13 protein-coding genes and 1 pseudogene are annotated in these 16,834 nt (G+C 61.4%); 3 read left to right on the top strand and 11 right to left on the bottom strand.

Annotated features, from left to right (window positions below; all coding sequences use genetic code 11):
* Positions 1-35: 35 nt before the first annotated feature.
* On the top strand, positions 36-1,184 hold the full coding sequence (locus OQ460_RS10280) for an aldose epimerase family protein (protein WP_410021693.1): 1,149 nt from the start codon (positions 36-38) through the stop codon (positions 1,182-1,184).
* A gap of 79 nt (positions 1,185-1,263) precedes the next feature.
* Here the strand turns inward: OQ460_RS10280 and araH are convergent, their stop codons facing one another.
* From araH to OQ460_RS10245, 7 genes are all read right to left on the bottom strand, one after another.
* On the bottom strand, positions 1,264-2,232 hold the full coding sequence (gene araH, locus OQ460_RS10275) for an L-arabinose ABC transporter permease AraH (RefSeq protein ID WP_410021151.1): 969 nt from the start codon (positions 2,230-2,232) through the stop codon (positions 1,264-1,266).
* Positions 2,233-2,242: 10 nt separating this feature from the next.
* A complete protein-coding gene (araG, locus tag OQ460_RS10270) occupies positions 2,243-3,757 on the bottom strand; it encodes an L-arabinose ABC transporter ATP-binding protein AraG (protein ID WP_410021150.1) in 1,515 nt (504 codons plus the stop codon).
* Positions 3,754-4,752, bottom strand: coding sequence for a substrate-binding domain-containing protein (locus tag OQ460_RS10265; protein WP_410021692.1), 999 nt, complete (start codon positions 4,750-4,752; stop codon positions 3,754-3,756). The genes araG and OQ460_RS10265 overlap by 4 nt, the downstream gene beginning before the upstream one ends.
* A 40-nt stretch (positions 4,753-4,792) precedes the next feature.
* Positions 4,793-5,668, bottom strand: a complete 876-nt coding sequence (locus OQ460_RS10260) for an SMP-30/gluconolactonase/LRE family protein (protein ID WP_410021691.1) — start codon at positions 5,666-5,668, stop codon at positions 4,793-4,795.
* Between the two features lie 61 nt (positions 5,669-5,729).
* Positions 5,730-7,310, bottom strand: a complete 1,581-nt coding sequence (locus OQ460_RS10255) for an aldehyde dehydrogenase (NADP(+)) (RefSeq protein ID WP_410021690.1) — start codon at positions 7,308-7,310, stop codon at positions 5,730-5,732.
* Between the two features lie 10 nt (positions 7,311-7,320).
* Positions 7,321-8,313: an AraD1 family protein gene (araD1, locus tag OQ460_RS10250; RefSeq protein ID WP_410021689.1), complete on the bottom strand. Its 993-nt coding sequence runs from the start codon at positions 8,311-8,313 to the stop codon at positions 7,321-7,323.
* A gap of 21 nt (positions 8,314-8,334) precedes the next feature.
* Positions 8,335-9,657 (bottom strand): MFS transporter, encoded by a 1,323-nt coding sequence (locus OQ460_RS10245; protein ID WP_410021688.1) that lies wholly within the window; start codon positions 9,655-9,657, stop codon positions 8,335-8,337.
* 192 nt (positions 9,658-9,849) lie between these two features.
* On the opposite strand from OQ460_RS10245, the gene OQ460_RS10240 reads away from it, so the two are divergent.
* Together OQ460_RS10240 and OQ460_RS10235 are read left to right on the top strand one after the other, a co-directional pair.
* Positions 9,850-11,586, top strand: coding sequence for an IlvD/Edd family dehydratase (locus OQ460_RS10240; RefSeq protein ID WP_410021687.1), 1,737 nt, complete (start codon positions 9,850-9,852; stop codon positions 11,584-11,586).
* Positions 11,587-11,642: 56 nt separating this feature from the next.
* Positions 11,643-12,365, top strand: a complete 723-nt coding sequence (locus OQ460_RS10235; protein ID WP_410021686.1) for a FadR/GntR family transcriptional regulator — start codon at positions 11,643-11,645, stop codon at positions 12,363-12,365.
* Positions 12,366-12,389: 24 nt separating this feature from the next.
* On the opposite strand, the gene OQ460_RS10230 is transcribed toward OQ460_RS10235, so the two are convergent.
* The 4 genes and pseudogenes from OQ460_RS10230 to OQ460_RS10215 all read right to left on the bottom strand — a co-directional run bounded on the left by OQ460_RS10230 (position 12,390) and on the right by OQ460_RS10215 (position 16,833).
* Entirely contained in the window at positions 12,390-13,703 is a 1,314-nt protein-coding gene (locus OQ460_RS10230; protein ID WP_410021685.1) for an MFS transporter, read from the bottom strand.
* 91 nt (positions 13,704-13,794) lie between these two features.
* Positions 13,795-15,012: a fumarylacetoacetate hydrolase family protein gene (locus OQ460_RS10225; protein WP_410021684.1), complete on the bottom strand. Its 1,218-nt coding sequence runs from the start codon at positions 15,010-15,012 to the stop codon at positions 13,795-13,797.
* An 86-nt stretch (positions 15,013-15,098) separates the two neighbouring features.
* Positions 15,099-15,236 (bottom strand): annotated as a pseudogene (locus OQ460_RS10220) (Ldh family oxidoreductase); the annotation flags it as partial.
* Positions 15,237-15,252: 16 nt separating this feature from the next.
* Positions 15,253-16,833, bottom strand: coding sequence for an aldehyde dehydrogenase (NADP(+)) (locus tag OQ460_RS10215; RefSeq protein ID WP_410021683.1), 1,581 nt, complete (start codon positions 16,831-16,833; stop codon positions 15,253-15,255).
* Position 16,834 lies beyond the last annotated feature (1 nt).

Raw genomic sequence — 16,834 nt, 5'->3', positions numbered from 1 at the left:
ACTATTCCATCAAAACAACAAAAGGAAGTTCAACCATGCCGCAATCCCGACACCTGCTTTCCAGCCTGGGCCTGGCCCTGGCGATGGCCAGCCTCGGCGCCCAGGCCGCTGGTCTGTCCAGCGAACACAAACCTTTCGGCAAAACCAACGATGGCACACCCATCGAACAATACGTGCTGCGTAACGGCAATGGCATGCAAGCCACGGTCATTACCTACGGCGGCGTCCTGCAATCATTGATCGTGCCGGATAAAAACGGCCAGCTCGACGATGTGGTCCTGGGTTTTGACGATGTACAGGGCTATCAGAGTGGAACGGCCTTTTTCGGGGCAACCATTGGCCGCTTTGGCAACCGCTTGGCCAAAGGCGCCTTCGAGCTGGACGGCAAACGCTACCAGGTACCGCTCAACGATGGCCCGAACTCGCTGCATGGCGGCGCCCAAGGCTTCGACAAACGCGTTTGGCAGGCCGAACCGATCAAGAGCCAGGACTCGGTAGGCGTGACGCTCAGCTACCTGTCCAAAGACGGCGAGATGGGCTTTCCAGGCAATCTCAAGACTCAGGTCACTTACCTTCTCAACGATAAAAACGAGCTGCACATCAACTACGCCGCCAGCACCGACAAACCGACGGTGCTCAACCTCACCAACCACAGCTACTTCAACCTCGCCGGCGCAGGTAACGGCGATGTGCTCAAACAGCTTGCGACCTTGCATGCCAGCCATTACACGCCAGTCAACAGTACCTTGATTCCCACCGGCGAACTGGCCCCGGTCGCCGGTACACCGATGGACTTCCTCAAACCCACCGCCATCGGCAAACACATCAAGGAAGATCACCCCCAGCTAAAATTCGCCGAGCCGAAACAAGGTGGTTTTGACTTCAACTGGGTCCTGGACGCCAAGGGCGACGTCAGCCAACTGGCCGCCGAGGTACATGATCCGCAATCGGGGCGCCGTTTGCAGCTCTACACCAGCGAGCCGGGTGTGCAGTTCTACACCAGCAACTTCCTGGATGGTTCGGTCAAGGGCAAGGCCGGCAAGACCTATAACCACTGGAGCGCGTTTACCCTCGAAACCCAGCATTACCCTGACGCGCCGAACCAGCCGAACTTCCCTTCGACTCGCCTGGATCCGGGGCAGGTTTATACCCAGAACACGGTGTTCAAGTTTTCCACTGACTGATCTTTTGGGCACGGCAAAAGAGATCTATCGGGTGTAAGCACCCCAAATGTGGGAGCGGGCTTGCTCGCTCCCACATGCATCAGCGCTGCTTCATCCTGTCGATTATCACCGCCAGCAGCAGGATCGAACCGCGAATTACATATTGGTAGAAGGTGTCGATGTTCTTCAGGTTCATCGCATTCTCGATAATCGCCAGGATCAACACCCCGGCAATCACATGACGGATCATGCCGATACCACCACTGAGCGATACCCCGCCCAGCACGCAGGCCGAAATCACCGTCAACTCGAAGCCCTGGCCGATCATCGGCTGGCCCGAGGTCATGCGTGAAGCCAGGATCACTCCGGCCAATGCGCCAATCACGCCGTGGACGGCAAAGATGATGATCTTGGTGCGATCGACATTCACCCCCGCCAGCAGCGCCGCTTCCTGGTTGCCACCGATAGCCATGGTGTTGCGCCCGTAGGTGGTGTAGTTCAACAACCAACCGAAAAACATGAAGCACACAATGGTGATCAGGATCGGCACCGGCACGCCCAGCAACTGCCCGTTGCCAAATACAAAGAACTGCTCCTGGGACACTCCGACCGCCTTGCCATCGGCAAAGATGTAAGCCAGGCCACGCACGATCTGCATGGTCGCCAGCGTGGTGATCAAGGCGTTGACTCGCAGCTTGGCGATCACGATTCCGTTGATCAGCCCAACGACGAGGCCCATCAACAATGCCGCGCCGATCCCCAGCATGACGCTGTCGGTATCGCGCATCACGATCGCCGCCACCACCCCGGCACAAGCAATCACCGAGCCGACTGACAAGTCGAAATGCCCTGATGCCAGGCAATACAACATCGTGCAGGCTGCGATGCCGACAGTGGAGATTGCCAGGCCCAGCCCGCGCATGTTCAGCGGCGACAGGAAGTTATCAACGAGCAACGCACAGAGTAAAAAAATCACCGCGGCGGCCATCAGCATCGCCCAATTGTCGAGCACGCCGCGCAGGTCCAAGGGTTTGCGCATCGTCGGCAACCCATTGTTTTGACTTGTCATATTCACCTCTTCAGTTCGCCAGGCCGTCGGCACGTTGGCTCGGCAAAGCCAGTTGCAGCAGATTGGATTCGGTTGCGTGTTCGCGGTTTTTTTCGCCGCGCATCGCGCCTTCGCACAGCACCAGGACGCGGTCGCTGATGCCCATCACTTCCATCAAGTCGCTGGACACCACAATCACCGCAATGCCGCTGGCGGCCAGGTTATGGATGATCTGGTAGATCTCGGCCTTGGCGCCGATGTCGATCCCCCGGGTCGGTTCGTCGAGCAGCAGCACTTTCATCGGCATCGACAGCCAGCGCCCCAGGATCGCTTTCTGTTGATTGCCGCCCGACAGGTACATGATTTTCTGCGCCGCAGTCGGGGTTTTGACTTTCATGGCTTTGATCTGCTGGCAGGCGTTGGCCTTTTCCCAGCCATCACGCAGCAGCCAGCCAAAGGCCGAATGCCTGCCACGGGCACTGATATTGATGTTTTCAGCCACGCTGGACAGCGGGATGATGCCTTCCTTCTTGCGGTCTTCCGGGCACAGCAGCACCCCGGCGGCGATGGCATCGCGCGGTGAGCGCAGGTGCAGTTGTTCGCCACACAGCTCCAACTGGCCGGCAGTGCGGCGCTCCAATCCGCTCAACAGCCGAAACAGCTCGGTGCGCCCTGCGCCTACCAGCCCGAACAAGCCGAGAATCTCACCCTTGCGCACCTGGAAACTGAGCGGTTCGCGCAAGCCCGGCCCCAGCAGGCCTTCGACCTTGAGCGCCACTTCGCCGTGCTCGCGCGCGCGGTAGTCGTAGATATCCTGGATATCACGCCCCACCATGCAGGTGACCAGTTGGTCGTGGGTCAGCGTGCTCATGTCGTCAAAGGTGCGCACGTAGCGGCCGTCCTTGAACACCGTCACCGCGTCGCAGATGCGGAACACTTCTTCCATGCGATGGGAGACATACAGCACCACTTTGCCCTCGTCACGCAGGCGCGCGATGATTGCCATCAAGCGGTCGATCTCGCGGGCCGACAGGCTGCTGGTGGGTTCGTCGAAGGCGATCACATGGGCGCCACGGGACAACGCCTTGGCGATTTCCACCAGTTGGCGCTGGCCCAGGGACAGGCGGCCCAGCTTCTCTTGCGGGTCGATTTCATCGGCCAGGCCCTTGAGGCAGGCCAGTGCCTGCTGGCGCAGCACGCCGCGGTTGACCACGCCGAACCGCGACGGCAGATGCCCCAGGAACAGGTTTTCGGCAACGGTCATTTCCGGCACCAGGTGCAGTTCCTGATGAATCACCGCGACGCCACTGGCAATGCTGTCGGCGGCGCACTTGAAGGCCATGGTCTGCGCGCCGATCTGCAGCGTGCCGCTGCTCGGGATGTAGGCACCGCCGAGGATTTTCAACAGCGTCGACTTGCCCGCGCCGTTTTCCCCCATCAGCGCGTGTACCTGCCCAGGGTGTGCGCTGAAATGGATGCCATCCAGCGCCTTGACCCCCGGAAAGGTCTTGCCGATGCCGTTGAAACACAGGCTGGCAGCGGTCATTTCCACAGCCCGATCTTGCTCAATTCTTCCTTGAAGTTGTCGCGGGTGATCAGCGTCACTTCGTCCATCGCCGTGTATTTCGGCGGCTCGGTGCCTTTGGTGACCCAGTCGAACATCATCTTCGCGGTGTCATAACCCTCGATGTGCGGGCTTGGCAGCATCGAGCCGAAGAACCCGCTGTTGGCTTTCTTCAGCTCGCCGATAGCGTCGGTGCCGTTGATGCCGATCCCAATCACGTTGGCCGCGGCAAAGCCTGCACTTTCCGTGGCGCGCACGCCGCCGAGCACGGTGTTGTCGTTCATGCCGCCGATAATCAGGTTTTTCGCACCGCTGGGCAGCTTGACCAGCGCCGAGTTGGTGGCGTCCATGCTGCCCGGCACATCCAGGGTCTTGAGGGCCGCAGTGAGGATATGGTCTTCAGGAATGCCGGCTTCCTTGAGGGCCTGGATCGAGCCGTCGGTGCGTTTTTTGCCAGTGTCCAGTTCGTTGAAGGTGTTGATCACCGCGTAGGTGTCCTTCCAGTCCCAGCCACGTTTCTGCGCTTCGCCAGCCATCGCGGCGCCTTGCTTCTGGCCGACTTCAAAAGCGGCCATGCCCAGGTACGGCACGTCTTCCATGAAGTTGCCCTTGGCATCGACGAAGCGATCATCCACCGCCATCACTTTCAAGCCGTTGAGCTTGGCCTTGGTGACGATGGCCGGGCCCAGGGACACGTCCGGCGGACAAATCACAAAACCCTTGGCGCCGTTGGCGGCCAGGCTGTCGATGGCCGACAGGGTTTTCTCGCCATCCGGCACGGCGATCTTGATCACGGTAAAACCATGCTCCCTGCCGGCCTTTTCGGCGAAGGCCCATTCGGTCTGGAACCAAGGTTCTTCGGCCTGTTTGACCAAGAAGCCGATTTTCACTTCTTCGGCGAGTGCGAATGTGCTGAGGCCGCTTAGCACGACGGCAGCGGCGCAGCACAGCGTACGGATAGCACGACGACGATTCATAGGGTGACTCCTTGTTGTTGTTTTTCTAAGGCAGAGTGGGTTATCCGGCAAAGCGATGGCAGGCTTTGCCGGGTATATCGACTTCGATGGCCAGCACCGCGCCGTCCAGCGGATGATTCAGTGGGCTGGCGGCGCTGGTGATGTACAGGGTGGTGAGATCCGGGCCGCCAAATACGCAACTGGTCGGGCGGCTGACTGGCAGTTCGATCACGCGATCGACTGCACCTTCAGGGCTCAGGCGCAGCAAACAACTGCCGTCCCAGCGCGCGTTCCAGATATAGCCCTCGACGTCCATCGCTGAACCATCCGGGCCGCCACGCCCATGCGGCCCGAACCACACCTTGGCGGGGCCCAGCTGACCATCGGTCTGGATCGGGTACCGGTACAGCGTGCCGTCGAGGCTATCGCCAAAATGCACATGGGTCGCCTCGTCGTTCCAAAGCAAGGTATTGGGAATGCCCAGCCCTTGTAGCAAGCGGGTGACCCGCGCATCGGGGTCCACACGAAACAAGCCACCGCAACGACGAAGCACGGGTAAATCTTCCCCATGCTCACCGATATTGTTCTGCATGGTGCCCAGCCACAATCGGCCCAGGGCATCGCAGCGGGCTTCATTGCCGCGATTGCCGGGTTGCGGATCGGCCACGCACAGCAAAGTCAAGCGTGGCGCCTGTGGCTCGCTGGCCAAGTCGAGGCGATACACGCCGCTGCTCATGGTCAGCAGCGCATCGCCGCTGGCACACGGGATGAACGCCGACGCATGCTCCGGCAAATGCCAGGCCTGCAGCCTGTCGCCGGTCAGGCGCAGGGCCTGTTTGCCGGCGATGTCTACCCAATACAGGGCCTGACTGGGCACGTCCCAGAAAGGCCCTTCGCCCAATTGCGCACGGTGTGCGGTGACGGCGTTACACGACATGAAGCCTCCTGGATTGTTGTTGTTCTCAGGTATGCGCTTTCAGGCAGGAAGATCGCGCGCCCTACAACGCTTCGCGCGATGGCACGCCATCCACCAGCCGCTGGATGCGCAATGGGTTGGCGTTTTTCAACGCATCCGGCAGCAGGCTGTCGGGGTAATTCTGGAAGCACACCGGACGCAGGAAACGGTCGATGGCCAGCGTGCCCACCGAAGTGCCACGGGCATCGGAAGTCGCCGGATACGGGCCGCCGTGGACCATCGAGTCGCACACTTCGACACCGGTCGGATAACCGTTGAGCAGGATGCGACCGACCTTGTGCTCGAGCAAGGGCGTGAGCTCGGCAAATTGCGCGAGGTCCGAAGGTTCACCAATGATGGTTGCCGTCAGTTGGCCGTGCAGGCCGTGCAAGGCGGCACTGAGTTGCGCCTGGTCGGCGACCTCGACAAACACGGTGGCCGGGCCGAATACCTCTTCTTGCAGCACTTGATCGGCATTGATCAGCAAGCTCGCGTCGGCCTTGAACAGTTGTGGCTGTGCCTGATTGCCCGCTTGAGCATTGCCGGCCAGATGCTCGATGCCAGGGTGCGCCGCAAGTTTCTCAAGGCCCTTGCCATAGCTGCTCAGGGTGCCAGCGTTGAGCATGGTTTGTGGCGGCTGGTCCCCCATCAGTTGCGCCACCTCCTGGGTGAACGCCGTGAACTGCGGCGAAGCAATGCCGATCACCAGGCCAGGATTGGTGCAGAACTGACCGCAACCCTGTACCACCGAGGCCGTCAGGTCGCGGGCCACCGTTTGCGCCCGCGCCTGCAGCGCCTGCGGCAGCACGATGACCGGGTTGATGCTGGACATCTCGGCAAACACCGGGATCGGTTGCGGGCGTGCCGCCGCCATGTCGCACAAGGCGCGCCCGCCTTTGAGCGAACCGGTGAAACCGACCGCCTGGATCGCGGGATGCTTGACCAGCGTCTCACCGACGCCGCCACCGAAGATCATGTTGAACACACCATCCGGCATGCCGGTAGTCTGCGCCGCACGCAGGATGGCATCGGCCACCTGCTCAGCCGTCGCCATGTGCCCACCGTGGGCCTTGAATACCACCGGGCAGCCCGCCGCCAGCGCCGCGGCCGTGTCGCCACCCGCCGTGGAAAAGGCCAGGGGAAAGTTGCTGGCGCCGAACACCGCCACCGGGCCCAGGCCAATGCGGTATTGGCGCAGGTCGGGACGCGGCAGCGGTTGACGCTCGGGCAATGCCTTGTCGATGCGCGCCCCGTAGAAGTCCCCACGACGCAGCACGGTTGCGAACAGACGCATCTGGCCGCTGGTACGTCCACGCTCACCCTTGATACGCGCGGCGGGCAGCGCGGTTTCGCGGCAAACCAGCTCGACGAAATCGTCGCCCAGCGCGTCCAGCTCATCCGCCACCGCATCCAGAAACTGTGCGCGTCGCTGGGCACTCAGGGCCCGATAGACCGGGTACGCGACGGCAGCAGCCTTGGCCGCCGCATCCACTTCCTGCAGGGTGGCCTGATAGAACAGCTGCGGCAAGGCCTCACCGGTATTGGCATCGACGCTGTGCAGCGTGACGCTACCCTTGGCACTGCGCTGGCCGCCGATATAGTTGTGGCCGAGAAACTGGGACATGTAGCTCTCCTTAAAGCGGAATGACGTTACCGGGTTCGAACACTGCGTCGACAGAGTCGATACCATTGATCAGGGGTGCACCGAATTGAGCCTGGCTGATCTCGAACACATCCCCCGGCTGGGTACGTATGCCGTCGGCGAATGACAGAGTGGCTGTGCCAAAGAAGTGAATGTGTACATCGCCCGGTTTGAGGAACTGAGCGTATTTGAAATGGTGGTACTCGAGGTTTTCCAGGCTATGGCACATGTTGGCTTCGCCACTGAGGAATTCGTTCTCCCAGATCACCTGGCCGTTGCGCAAGATCCGGCTGGTACCGGCCAGGTGCTGGGGCAGATCGCCAACCCGCAACTCAGGGCCATAGCTGCAACTGCGCAACTTGGAATGGGCCAGGTACAGGTAATTCTTGCGTTCCATCACGTGATCGGAAAACTCGTTACCCACCGCAAACCCCAGGCGATATGGCTTGCCATCGTGACCGATGACATACAAGCCACCGATCTCCGGTTCTTCGCCTGCGTCCTCGGCAAATGGCGGCACCGGGAAGGATTGGCCTGGCCGCACGACAATGCTCCCGTCGCCCTTGTAGAACCACTCCGGTTGTACGCCGACCTGGCCGGACGCCGGTTTACCGCCCTCCACGCCCCACTTGAAGATACGCATAGTGTCAGTCATTGCGCTGTCGTCACCGGCCTGCTGGTGCATTTTGTCACGTGCCGAGGCGCTGCCCAGATGAGTAAGTCCGGTGCCGCTGACCAGCATATGCGCCGGGTCCGGGTGATCCAGCGGCGCCAGGATTTTCAAGGCTGCCAGCAGTTGCGCGTAGTCGTGGCTTTCACCCAGGCCAAGGGTCTGGACTTGCTGCTGCAAATCGACACCCGCCTCGATGGCCGCCAGCGCCAGCTCGCGTGTAGTGTGGGCGTGCTGCACTTCGTGTACCCGCATGCCCTCGACCACGCCTACCCGACGCTCGCCGTTATTCAATTCAAACTGAACTAAACGCATGAATCTTCTCCTGATAACCGATTAAGTCCGCGTTGCGCCGCGGGCACTGGCAGCGAACTGCTCGGCCGGCAGCGCGTGCTTGCGCTCCAACAACCGATACACCACGCCGGTCAGCAACAAACCGAACACCATCACGCAAGACAGAAAGTACAAGCCCGAGGCCAGGTTGCCGGTGTATTCCTTGAGCGCACCGATCACGAACGGGCCGATATAGCCACCCAGGTTGCCCACCGAATTGATCAACGCAATGCCCGCCGCCGCACTGGCGCCGGCAAAGAAACGCCCGGGCAAGGTCCAGAACACCGCCGTGCAGGAAAACAACGCGAACGCCACCAGGCACAGCGCTGCCAACTGCAGCACCGGCACCGTCAGCCAGGCGCTGAGGAACAGGCCGATCGCGCCCAACACGTACAGCACCGCCAAGTGTCCGTAGCGATCATTCAGGCGGTCGGAGCTGCGCGGGATGATCAGCAACCCGACAATCCCGAAGATATACGGCACCGACGAGACAAACCCGGTGGTCAGGTCGCTGCCGCCAAATTGCTTGATCAAGGTCGGCAGCCACAGGCCCAGGCCGTAGATACTCAAGGTCACCGGCAGATAGAACAGCGCCAACAGCAGCACGCGTTTGTCCTTGAGGGCATGCAGCGGGTTGCCGTGACGGGTCTGGCCGTAGGCCTGCAGGTCTTTGCTCAATTCACCGGCCAACCAATCCTTCTCGGACTGGTTCATCCATTTGACCTGTTGCGGGCCATCCGGCAGGTAACGCAGCACCGGCCAGGTCAACAGGATCGCCGGGGTGCCGATCACGATAAACAACCACTGCCAGCCGTGCAGGCCAAGAATCCCGTCCATACCCAGCAAGCCGCCGGACACGGGACCTGTGATCATCATCGCAATGGGCTGGGACAGAATGAACAGGCCGAGGATCTTGCCGCGATGGCGCACCGGGAACCATTGGGTGATGTAGTAGAGCACGCCCGGAAAGAACCCGGCTTCTGCCGCACCGAGCAGAAAGCGCATCACATAGAAACTGTGAGGCCCCTGGACGAATGCCATGCCGATGGTAATCGCCCCCCAGGTAACCATGATCCGCGCGAACCAGCGACGTGCGCCGAAGCGGTCGAGCATCAGATTGCTGGGAATTTCGAACAGAAAGTAGCCAATGAAAAACAGGCCGGCGCCCAGACCATAGGCGGCGTCACCAATGCCGACATCGGCGCCCATGTGCAACTTGGCAAAACCCACGGCGGAGCGGTCCACGTAGGCGATCAGGTACAGCAGGATCAGGAAGGGAATCAGTTTCAGCGTGATGCGCCGTATAAGCCGCAGTTCCTCGCTCATGGGGGTCGATCTCCGATTGTTGTTTTTATAGAAGCTCGGGGGACGCCTCTCGCGGAAAACCGCCAGGGTCATGCCTCAGTTAGACCGACTATATAGTAGTACTATTTACTAAACAACACTTCCAAAGTGAAGATTTTGCGCTTATGTTTAGCCTTGTAGAGAACATATAGTCATACAATAAGAGAAGCGATCATGCCTGATAAAAAGCCCACCCTTCGCTCCGCCCAGTGGTTTGGTACCGCCGACAAAAACGGCTTCATGTACCGCAGCTGGATGAAGAACCAGGGGATTGCCGACCACCAGTTCCATGGCAAGCCGATTATCGGCATCTGCAACACCTGGTCGGAGCTGACGCCCTGCAACGCGCACTTTCGCCAGATTGCCGAGCATGTGAAACGCGGTGTGATCGAGGCCGGCGGCTTTCCCGTGGAGTTTCCGGTGTTCTCCAACGGTGAATCGAACCTGCGCCCCACCGCCATGCTCACCCGCAATCTGGCCAGCATGGATGTCGAGGAAGCCATTCGCGGCAATCCGATTGATGGCGTGGTGTTGCTGACCGGCTGCGACAAAACCACCCCGGCGCTGCTGATGGGCGCTGCCAGTTGCGACGTACCGGCCATCGTCGTCACTGGCGGGCCGATGCTCAACGGCAAGCACAAGGGCCAGGACATCGGCTCGGGCACCGTGGTCTGGCAGCTCAGCGAGCAGGTCAAGGCCGGCACCATTACCCTGGATGATTTCCTCGCGGCCGAAGGCGGTATGTCGCGCTCGGCGGGCACCTGCAACACCATGGGCACCGCCTCGACCATGGCGTGCATGGCCGAAGCACTGGGCACTTCCCTGCCCCACAACGCGGCGATCCCGGCGGTGGATGCGCGGCGTTATGTGCTGGCGCACATGTCCGGCATGCGCGCGGTAGAGATGGTGCGCGAAGACTTGAAGCTGTCGAAGATTCTCACTAAAGAAGCCTTTGAAAACGCGATACGCGTGAACGCCGCCATCGGCGGTTCGACTAACGCAGTGATTCACTTGAAGGCCATCGCCGGGCGTATCGGCGTCGAACTCGACCTGGATGACTGGACCCGCATCGGTCGCGGCATGCCGACCATCGTCGACCTGCAGCCGTCCGGACGCTTCCTGATGGAAGAGTTCTACTATGCAGGCGGACTGCCCGCCGTACTGCGCCGCCTGGGCGAAGCCAACCTGATCCCCCATCCTGATGCACTCACCGTCAACGGCAAGTCCCTGGGCGAGAACACCAAGGACTCGCCGATCTACGGCCAGGACGAAGTGATCCGCACCCTCGACAACCCGATCCGCGCCGATGGCGGCATTTGCGTGCTGCGTGGCAACCTGGCGCCGCTGGGTGCGGTGCTCAAGCCGTCAGCGGCCAGTGCGCAACTGATGCAACATCGCGGGCGCGCCGTGGTGTTCGAAAACTTCGACATGTACAAGGCGCGCATCAACGACCCGGACCTGGACGTCGACGCCAACTCGATCCTGGTCATGAAAAACTGTGGCCCCAAGGGTTATCCCGGCATGGCTGAAGTCGGCAACATGGGCCTGCCGGCCAAACTGCTGGCGCAGGGTGTGACCGACATGGTGCGCATCTCTGACGCACGCATGAGCGGCACGGCCTATGGCACCGTGGTGCTGCATGTCGCTCCGGAAGCCGCAGCCGGCGGGCCGCTGGCCACAGTGAAGGAAGGCGACTGGATTGAACTCGACTGCGCCAACGGACGCCTGCACCTGGACATCCCGGCTGCGGAACTGGCAGCGCGCATGGCGGATTTGCCACCGCCACAGAAACTGATCGTGGGCGGCTATCGCCAGCTGTATATCGACCATGTGCTGCAGGCTGACCAAGGCTGCGACTTCGATTTCCTGGTCGGTTGCCGTGGCGCCGAAGTCCCGCGTCATTCCCACTGACAGTGCCGGGAGCAATGCTATGATGCGCCGTATTTCGTCAGAGTAACCTCCCAGTTATGGATCACCAGCCGCCCAAGCCACGCAAGAGCATGCACGCCCAGATCGTTCAGGACCTGGGCATGCACATTGTCTCCGGACGCTTCAAGCCGGAAGAACGATTGCCCATGGAGGCGACACTGTGCGAAGAGTACAAAGTCAGCCGCTCGGTGCTACGCGAAGCGACCCGGGTGCTGAGCGCCAAGGGGCTGGTGTATTCCAAGCCACGGGTGGGCGCGGTGGTACGCCCGCGATTGAAGTGGCACTTGCTCGACCCAGACGTGTTGTCGTGGCTGATGCAGTCCACGCCTCACAGCGAATTCTTCAACACCCTGGCCGGGGTGCGCCGCATCCTCGAGCCGGAAATCGCCGCGATGGCCGCTACCACGGCGACCGACGCGGACATCGGCATCATCGAACAAGCCTATCTGGCCATGGAAACCGCGCAGACCCACGACAAACTGCTGCAGGCCGACCTGGATTTCCACCGGGCAATCGCCGACGCGACCCGCAATGACTTGCTCGCGTATATGTGCAACATGCTGTCGTTGCCGCTACGCGAGTCGATCAACATCACTAACCGCCGCCCCGACAGCCAGCGCCTCAGCCTGCCCCGGCACAAGGCGATCCTCACCGCCATCAAGAACCGCGACGCACTGGGCGCGCGGCATGCTTCGCTGGTGCAGTTGGACGACACCCGTGTAGCGCTGGATACGGTAATGAATGTGCTGACGCCGCTGTAGTGAAGCGGCGTCGACCCGAACCTCTTACTCGGTCACACCCGCCATCTGCTCAGGTGCAGGCTGCGCGCTGATCGGCGCGTTGAGCAGCAGGAAGTACGCCAGGGCCGAGCACAGCGCCACCACCGCGCTGATCATAAACGCGGTATTGAACGAACCTGAATACTGGATGCTGAAGCCGGTGACAATCGGCGCAACGGAGCCTGCGATGTAGCCGCCGAAGTTCTGGATCGAGCCGAACGAGGCCACCCGGCGGCTGTCGACGATGGTATTGACGATCATCCAGGCCGTGGCGCTGGCCATGTTGATGCTGAACAGCGCCAGGCACAGCAGGATGACGCAGCCGGTAAGACTGGTGACCTGTGACAGCGGCAAGGTGAAGAATGCAGCCAGCACCAGGCCCGTGATCACACTGAACTTGCGGCTGCCAAGGATGCTCATGCCACGGCGCACCAACATGTCGCAGAAGCGCCCGGCGACGATGGTGCCCACTGCGCCGAAGCCATAGGCCAGCGACACCAGCCAAGCGGTTTTATACAGATTCATGCCATGCTCGCGCTCGAAGTAACCGGGCAACCAGGTCAGGTGCAGCCACAGCATGTAGATCACGCCCATGAAGCCCAGCACCGCACCCCAGGTACTGCGGTGCTTGAACAGGTCGAACCAGCCGGCGAAGTAAGACACCTTCGGTGCCTGCGGGTCGGGCGCTTGCACTTGGAGCGACTGCGCGGTCGGCAACGGTTTGCCCTCAGCCGCGAGCTCGGCCAGGTACTGCGCCTTGCTCTTGTAGAAGGCCAGCCAGCACACGGCCAGGACAATACCGATCGCCCCGGTAATGATGAACATCCCACGCCAGCCGAAGTTGACCATGAACAGCGTCAGCAAGGGCGGCGCCAGGCATGGGCCCAGGCAGGTCGACGACCACACGACCCCGGTCGGCGTACCGCGCTCGTTGGCATCGAACCATTCGGACAGGGCCTTGGCCGCCGAGGGGAACATCGGTGCCTCGCCAATCCCCAGCAACACGCGCAGGCCCATGAAGCCGGCAAAGCTGTTGACCATGCCGAACGCCGACTGAGCCACCGACCAGGCCAGCAATGAGCCGCCCAAGACGATCTTGCTGCCCAGGCGGTCGATGATCAGGCCCATCGGCAACTGCGCAAAGGCATAGGCGACGGAGAAGGCAGACAACAGAATGCCCATCTGCGAAGGGCTGATCATCATGTCTTTCTGGATCGAGGTATTGGCAATCGACAGCGCGCTACGGTCCAGGTAGTTGACGATGCCGATCAATAGCAGGAAGACAACGGTGATGTTCTGATACTTCTTCAGTGCGTTCATCTGATGGCCTTTATTATTGTTATTCAGCGGTTTCAATGCACGGAAGGTCCTTCAACCGGTGCCACACTCATCCTTGGGGTATGGCAAAAAATCAGGGCTGGCGCGCCGTCACTGCCGCATCGAGCAGGCCACGCCGACTCAGGCTGTCAATCAACGAGCGCAGGCCGAAGTCCCACTGCGGTGCCTGGTCGCTGGTGGTCACACGGTTGCACAAGATACCGAGCTGGGCATTGCTGATGGACACCACATCGCCCAGCTTGTGGGTGAAACCGTTACCCGGCTGGTCGCGGTCCTGCTTGGGGGCAAACAGGGTGCCGAGAAACAGGACCAGGCCGTCGGGATATTGATGATTTTCGTTGAGCGTCTGCTGAACCAGGTCGAGCGGGTCGCGACTGATCTGGCGCATGGAACTGCGGCCTTCAAGGATGAAACCGTCCTGGCCTTCGACACGCAGGTCCACCTGTGCATTGCGCACGTCATCCAGGTTGAAGGTCTCGTCGAACAGGCGCAGCAACGGCCCTAGCGAGGTGGAAGCGTTATTGTCCTTGGCCTTGGACAGCAGCAAGGCGCTGCGCCCTTCGAAGTCGCGCAGGTTGACGTCGTTGCCGAGCATGGCCCCTTGAATGCTGCCATTGCTCGACACCGCCAGCACCACTTCCGGTTCCGGGTTGTTCCAGCTCGACTTGGGGTGAATGCCAATATCGGCGCCGTGGCCGACCGCTGACAGAGGCTGGGCCTTGGTGAAGATTTCGGCGTCCGGACCGATGCCCACTTCCAGGTATTGGGACCACAGGCCCTGCTCCACCAAGACCTTGCGCAAGGCTTCGGCCTGAGCCGAGCCCGGGACGATTTGCGAAAGGTCGGCACCAATACGGCTGGCCAGGGTGTCGCGGATCGCGTCGGCCTTGGCCGGATCGCCCTTGGCCTGCTCTTCGACCACGCGCTCCAGCAGGCTGGCGGCGAAGGTCACGCCAGCGGCCTTGACCGCTTGCAGGTCAATCGGCGCCAGCAGCCAAGGCAAGTTTTCGTCGCGCAGGCTTGGGTCACTATTGCCCAGCAACGCAGGCAGCTCGATCAGGGCCTGGTTCAATGGCAGTGCACGCAGGTACGCGACCGGGTCAGCTACTTCAAGCAAGGCCGAGACCGTCGCCACATGGGCGCTGATATCGTGCACGGCACCGGCCTTGACCAGCACCACTGCCGGCCCCTGGCCAGGCAACCAGACTCGTCCGACCCAACTGCCGGTATTGAATACCTCGGCGTTGTTACTCAACTGCAGCGGTGTCAGTACGCTCGATTGGTTTGTCATGTCTGTACTCTTGTTGTCGTTGTCAGTCATTGAGAAAGTGCTGGCAGCTGCAACTGCCCGGCGGTCTGGTTGAGTTCATCGACCACCCTCTGCGACAGGCCCACACCTTCGAGCAGCACACGGGTCACCACTTGGGCGACCTCGGCGTCGGCCCCGGCTTTTTCGAACAACTGCTCGAGGAACGTGGTGAGCGTTTGTACGTCGTAGCGTTGGCCTTCAGTCATGCTCACTGCTCCGTCATCAATCCAAGGCCGCTGCGCTGAACGTGCCATTCACCAAGCGCTGGATACCCAGCGGATTGGCATCCTGCAAGGCCTCTGGCAGCCATGCATCGGGCAGATTCTGGTAGCACACCGGGCGCAGGAAACGATCGATTGCCAGGGTGCCGACCGAGGTTCCCCGTGCATCCGAAGTCGCCGGGTACGGGCCGCCATGGACCATCGCATCACAAACTTCCACGCCAGTCGGGTAGCCATTGAGCAGCACCCGGCCGACCTTCACTTCCAGCACCTCGAACAGTTGGCCGTACGTCGCCAGGTCTTCCTCGTCAGCCAGCAACGTGGCGGTGAGTTGGCCGTGCAAGGCATTGACGGCAGCCAACAGCTCGGCGTGATCCGCCACTTCTACCACCACCGTGCACGGGCCGAAGACTTCCTCCTGAAGCAGCTCATCCTGTTCCAGCAGCAGGCTGACATCTGCCTTGAACATCTGGGGTTGAGCCTGTTTGCCTGATTGCGCCAGGCCACTGAGCCGAGTGATGCCAGGGTGCGCCAGCAATTTATCCAGGCCTTGGCCATAGCTGTGCAACGTGCCGGCATTGAGCATGGTTTGCGGCGCCTGCTCGGCCATACAGCCCGCCAGTTGCTCGACAAACGCACTGAACGCTGGCGAGCGGATACCCAGCACCAGGCCTGGGTTAGTGCAAAACTGACCGCAGCCCTGCACCACCGACGCGCACAATTGCCTGGCCAGTTGCGCACTGCGCTTGGCCAGCGCTTGCGGCAGTACCAGCACCGGGTTGATGCTCGACATCTCGGCAAACACCGGAATCGGTTGCGCGCGGGCCGCAGCCATATCGCACAGGGCGCGACCGCCTTTGAGCGAACCGGTGAAGCCCACAGCCTGAATACCCGGATGGGTGACCAGCGCAGCACCGACTCCAGCACCAAAGATCATGCTGAACACACCGGCCGGCATACCGCTGCGCTCGGCCGCACGAATCACCGCCTGCGCCACCTGCTCGGCAGTGCCCATATGGCCGCTGTGAGCCTTGAACACCACTGGGCATCCGGCAGCCAGTGCGGCGGCGGTATCACCACCGGCGGTGGAAAACGCCAGGGGGAAATTGCTCGCGCCAAACACCGCCACCGGGCCAACACCAATGCGGTACTGACGCAGGTCCGGACGTGGCAACGGCGCGCGGTCGGGTAATGCCCGATCGATACGGGCGCCGTAGAAATCGCCACGTCGCAGGACCTTGGCAAACAAGCGCATCTGGCCGCTGGTGCGAGCGCGCTCGCCAACGATCCGTGCGCTGGGCAGCGCGGTTTCCCGGCAAGTCAGGGCAATGAAGTCCTCACCCAGGCCGTCGAGCTCATCGGCGATGGCGTCAAGAAACTGCGCCCGCCGCTCTGCCGACATTCGGCGAAACGATGGGAACGCCGAACTGGCCGCTGCCACGGCGTTATCGACTTCCGCCAGGGTTGCCTGATGGAAGGCGCCAGGCAGGCGCTCACCAGTTTGCGCGTCGACGCTGTAGACCAGGGTGTCGCCCAGCGCGCTGCGCTGGCCGGCAATAAAGTTGTATCCGCTGAAATTCATG

Source organism: Pseudomonas imrae (assembly GCF_046352735.2).
Lineage (GTDB): Bacteria > Pseudomonadota > Gammaproteobacteria > Pseudomonadales > Pseudomonadaceae > Aquipseudomonas > Aquipseudomonas imrae.
The sequence above is the reverse complement of the archived record's forward strand: the minus strand, read 5'-3'. Positions and strand labels throughout refer to the sequence as shown.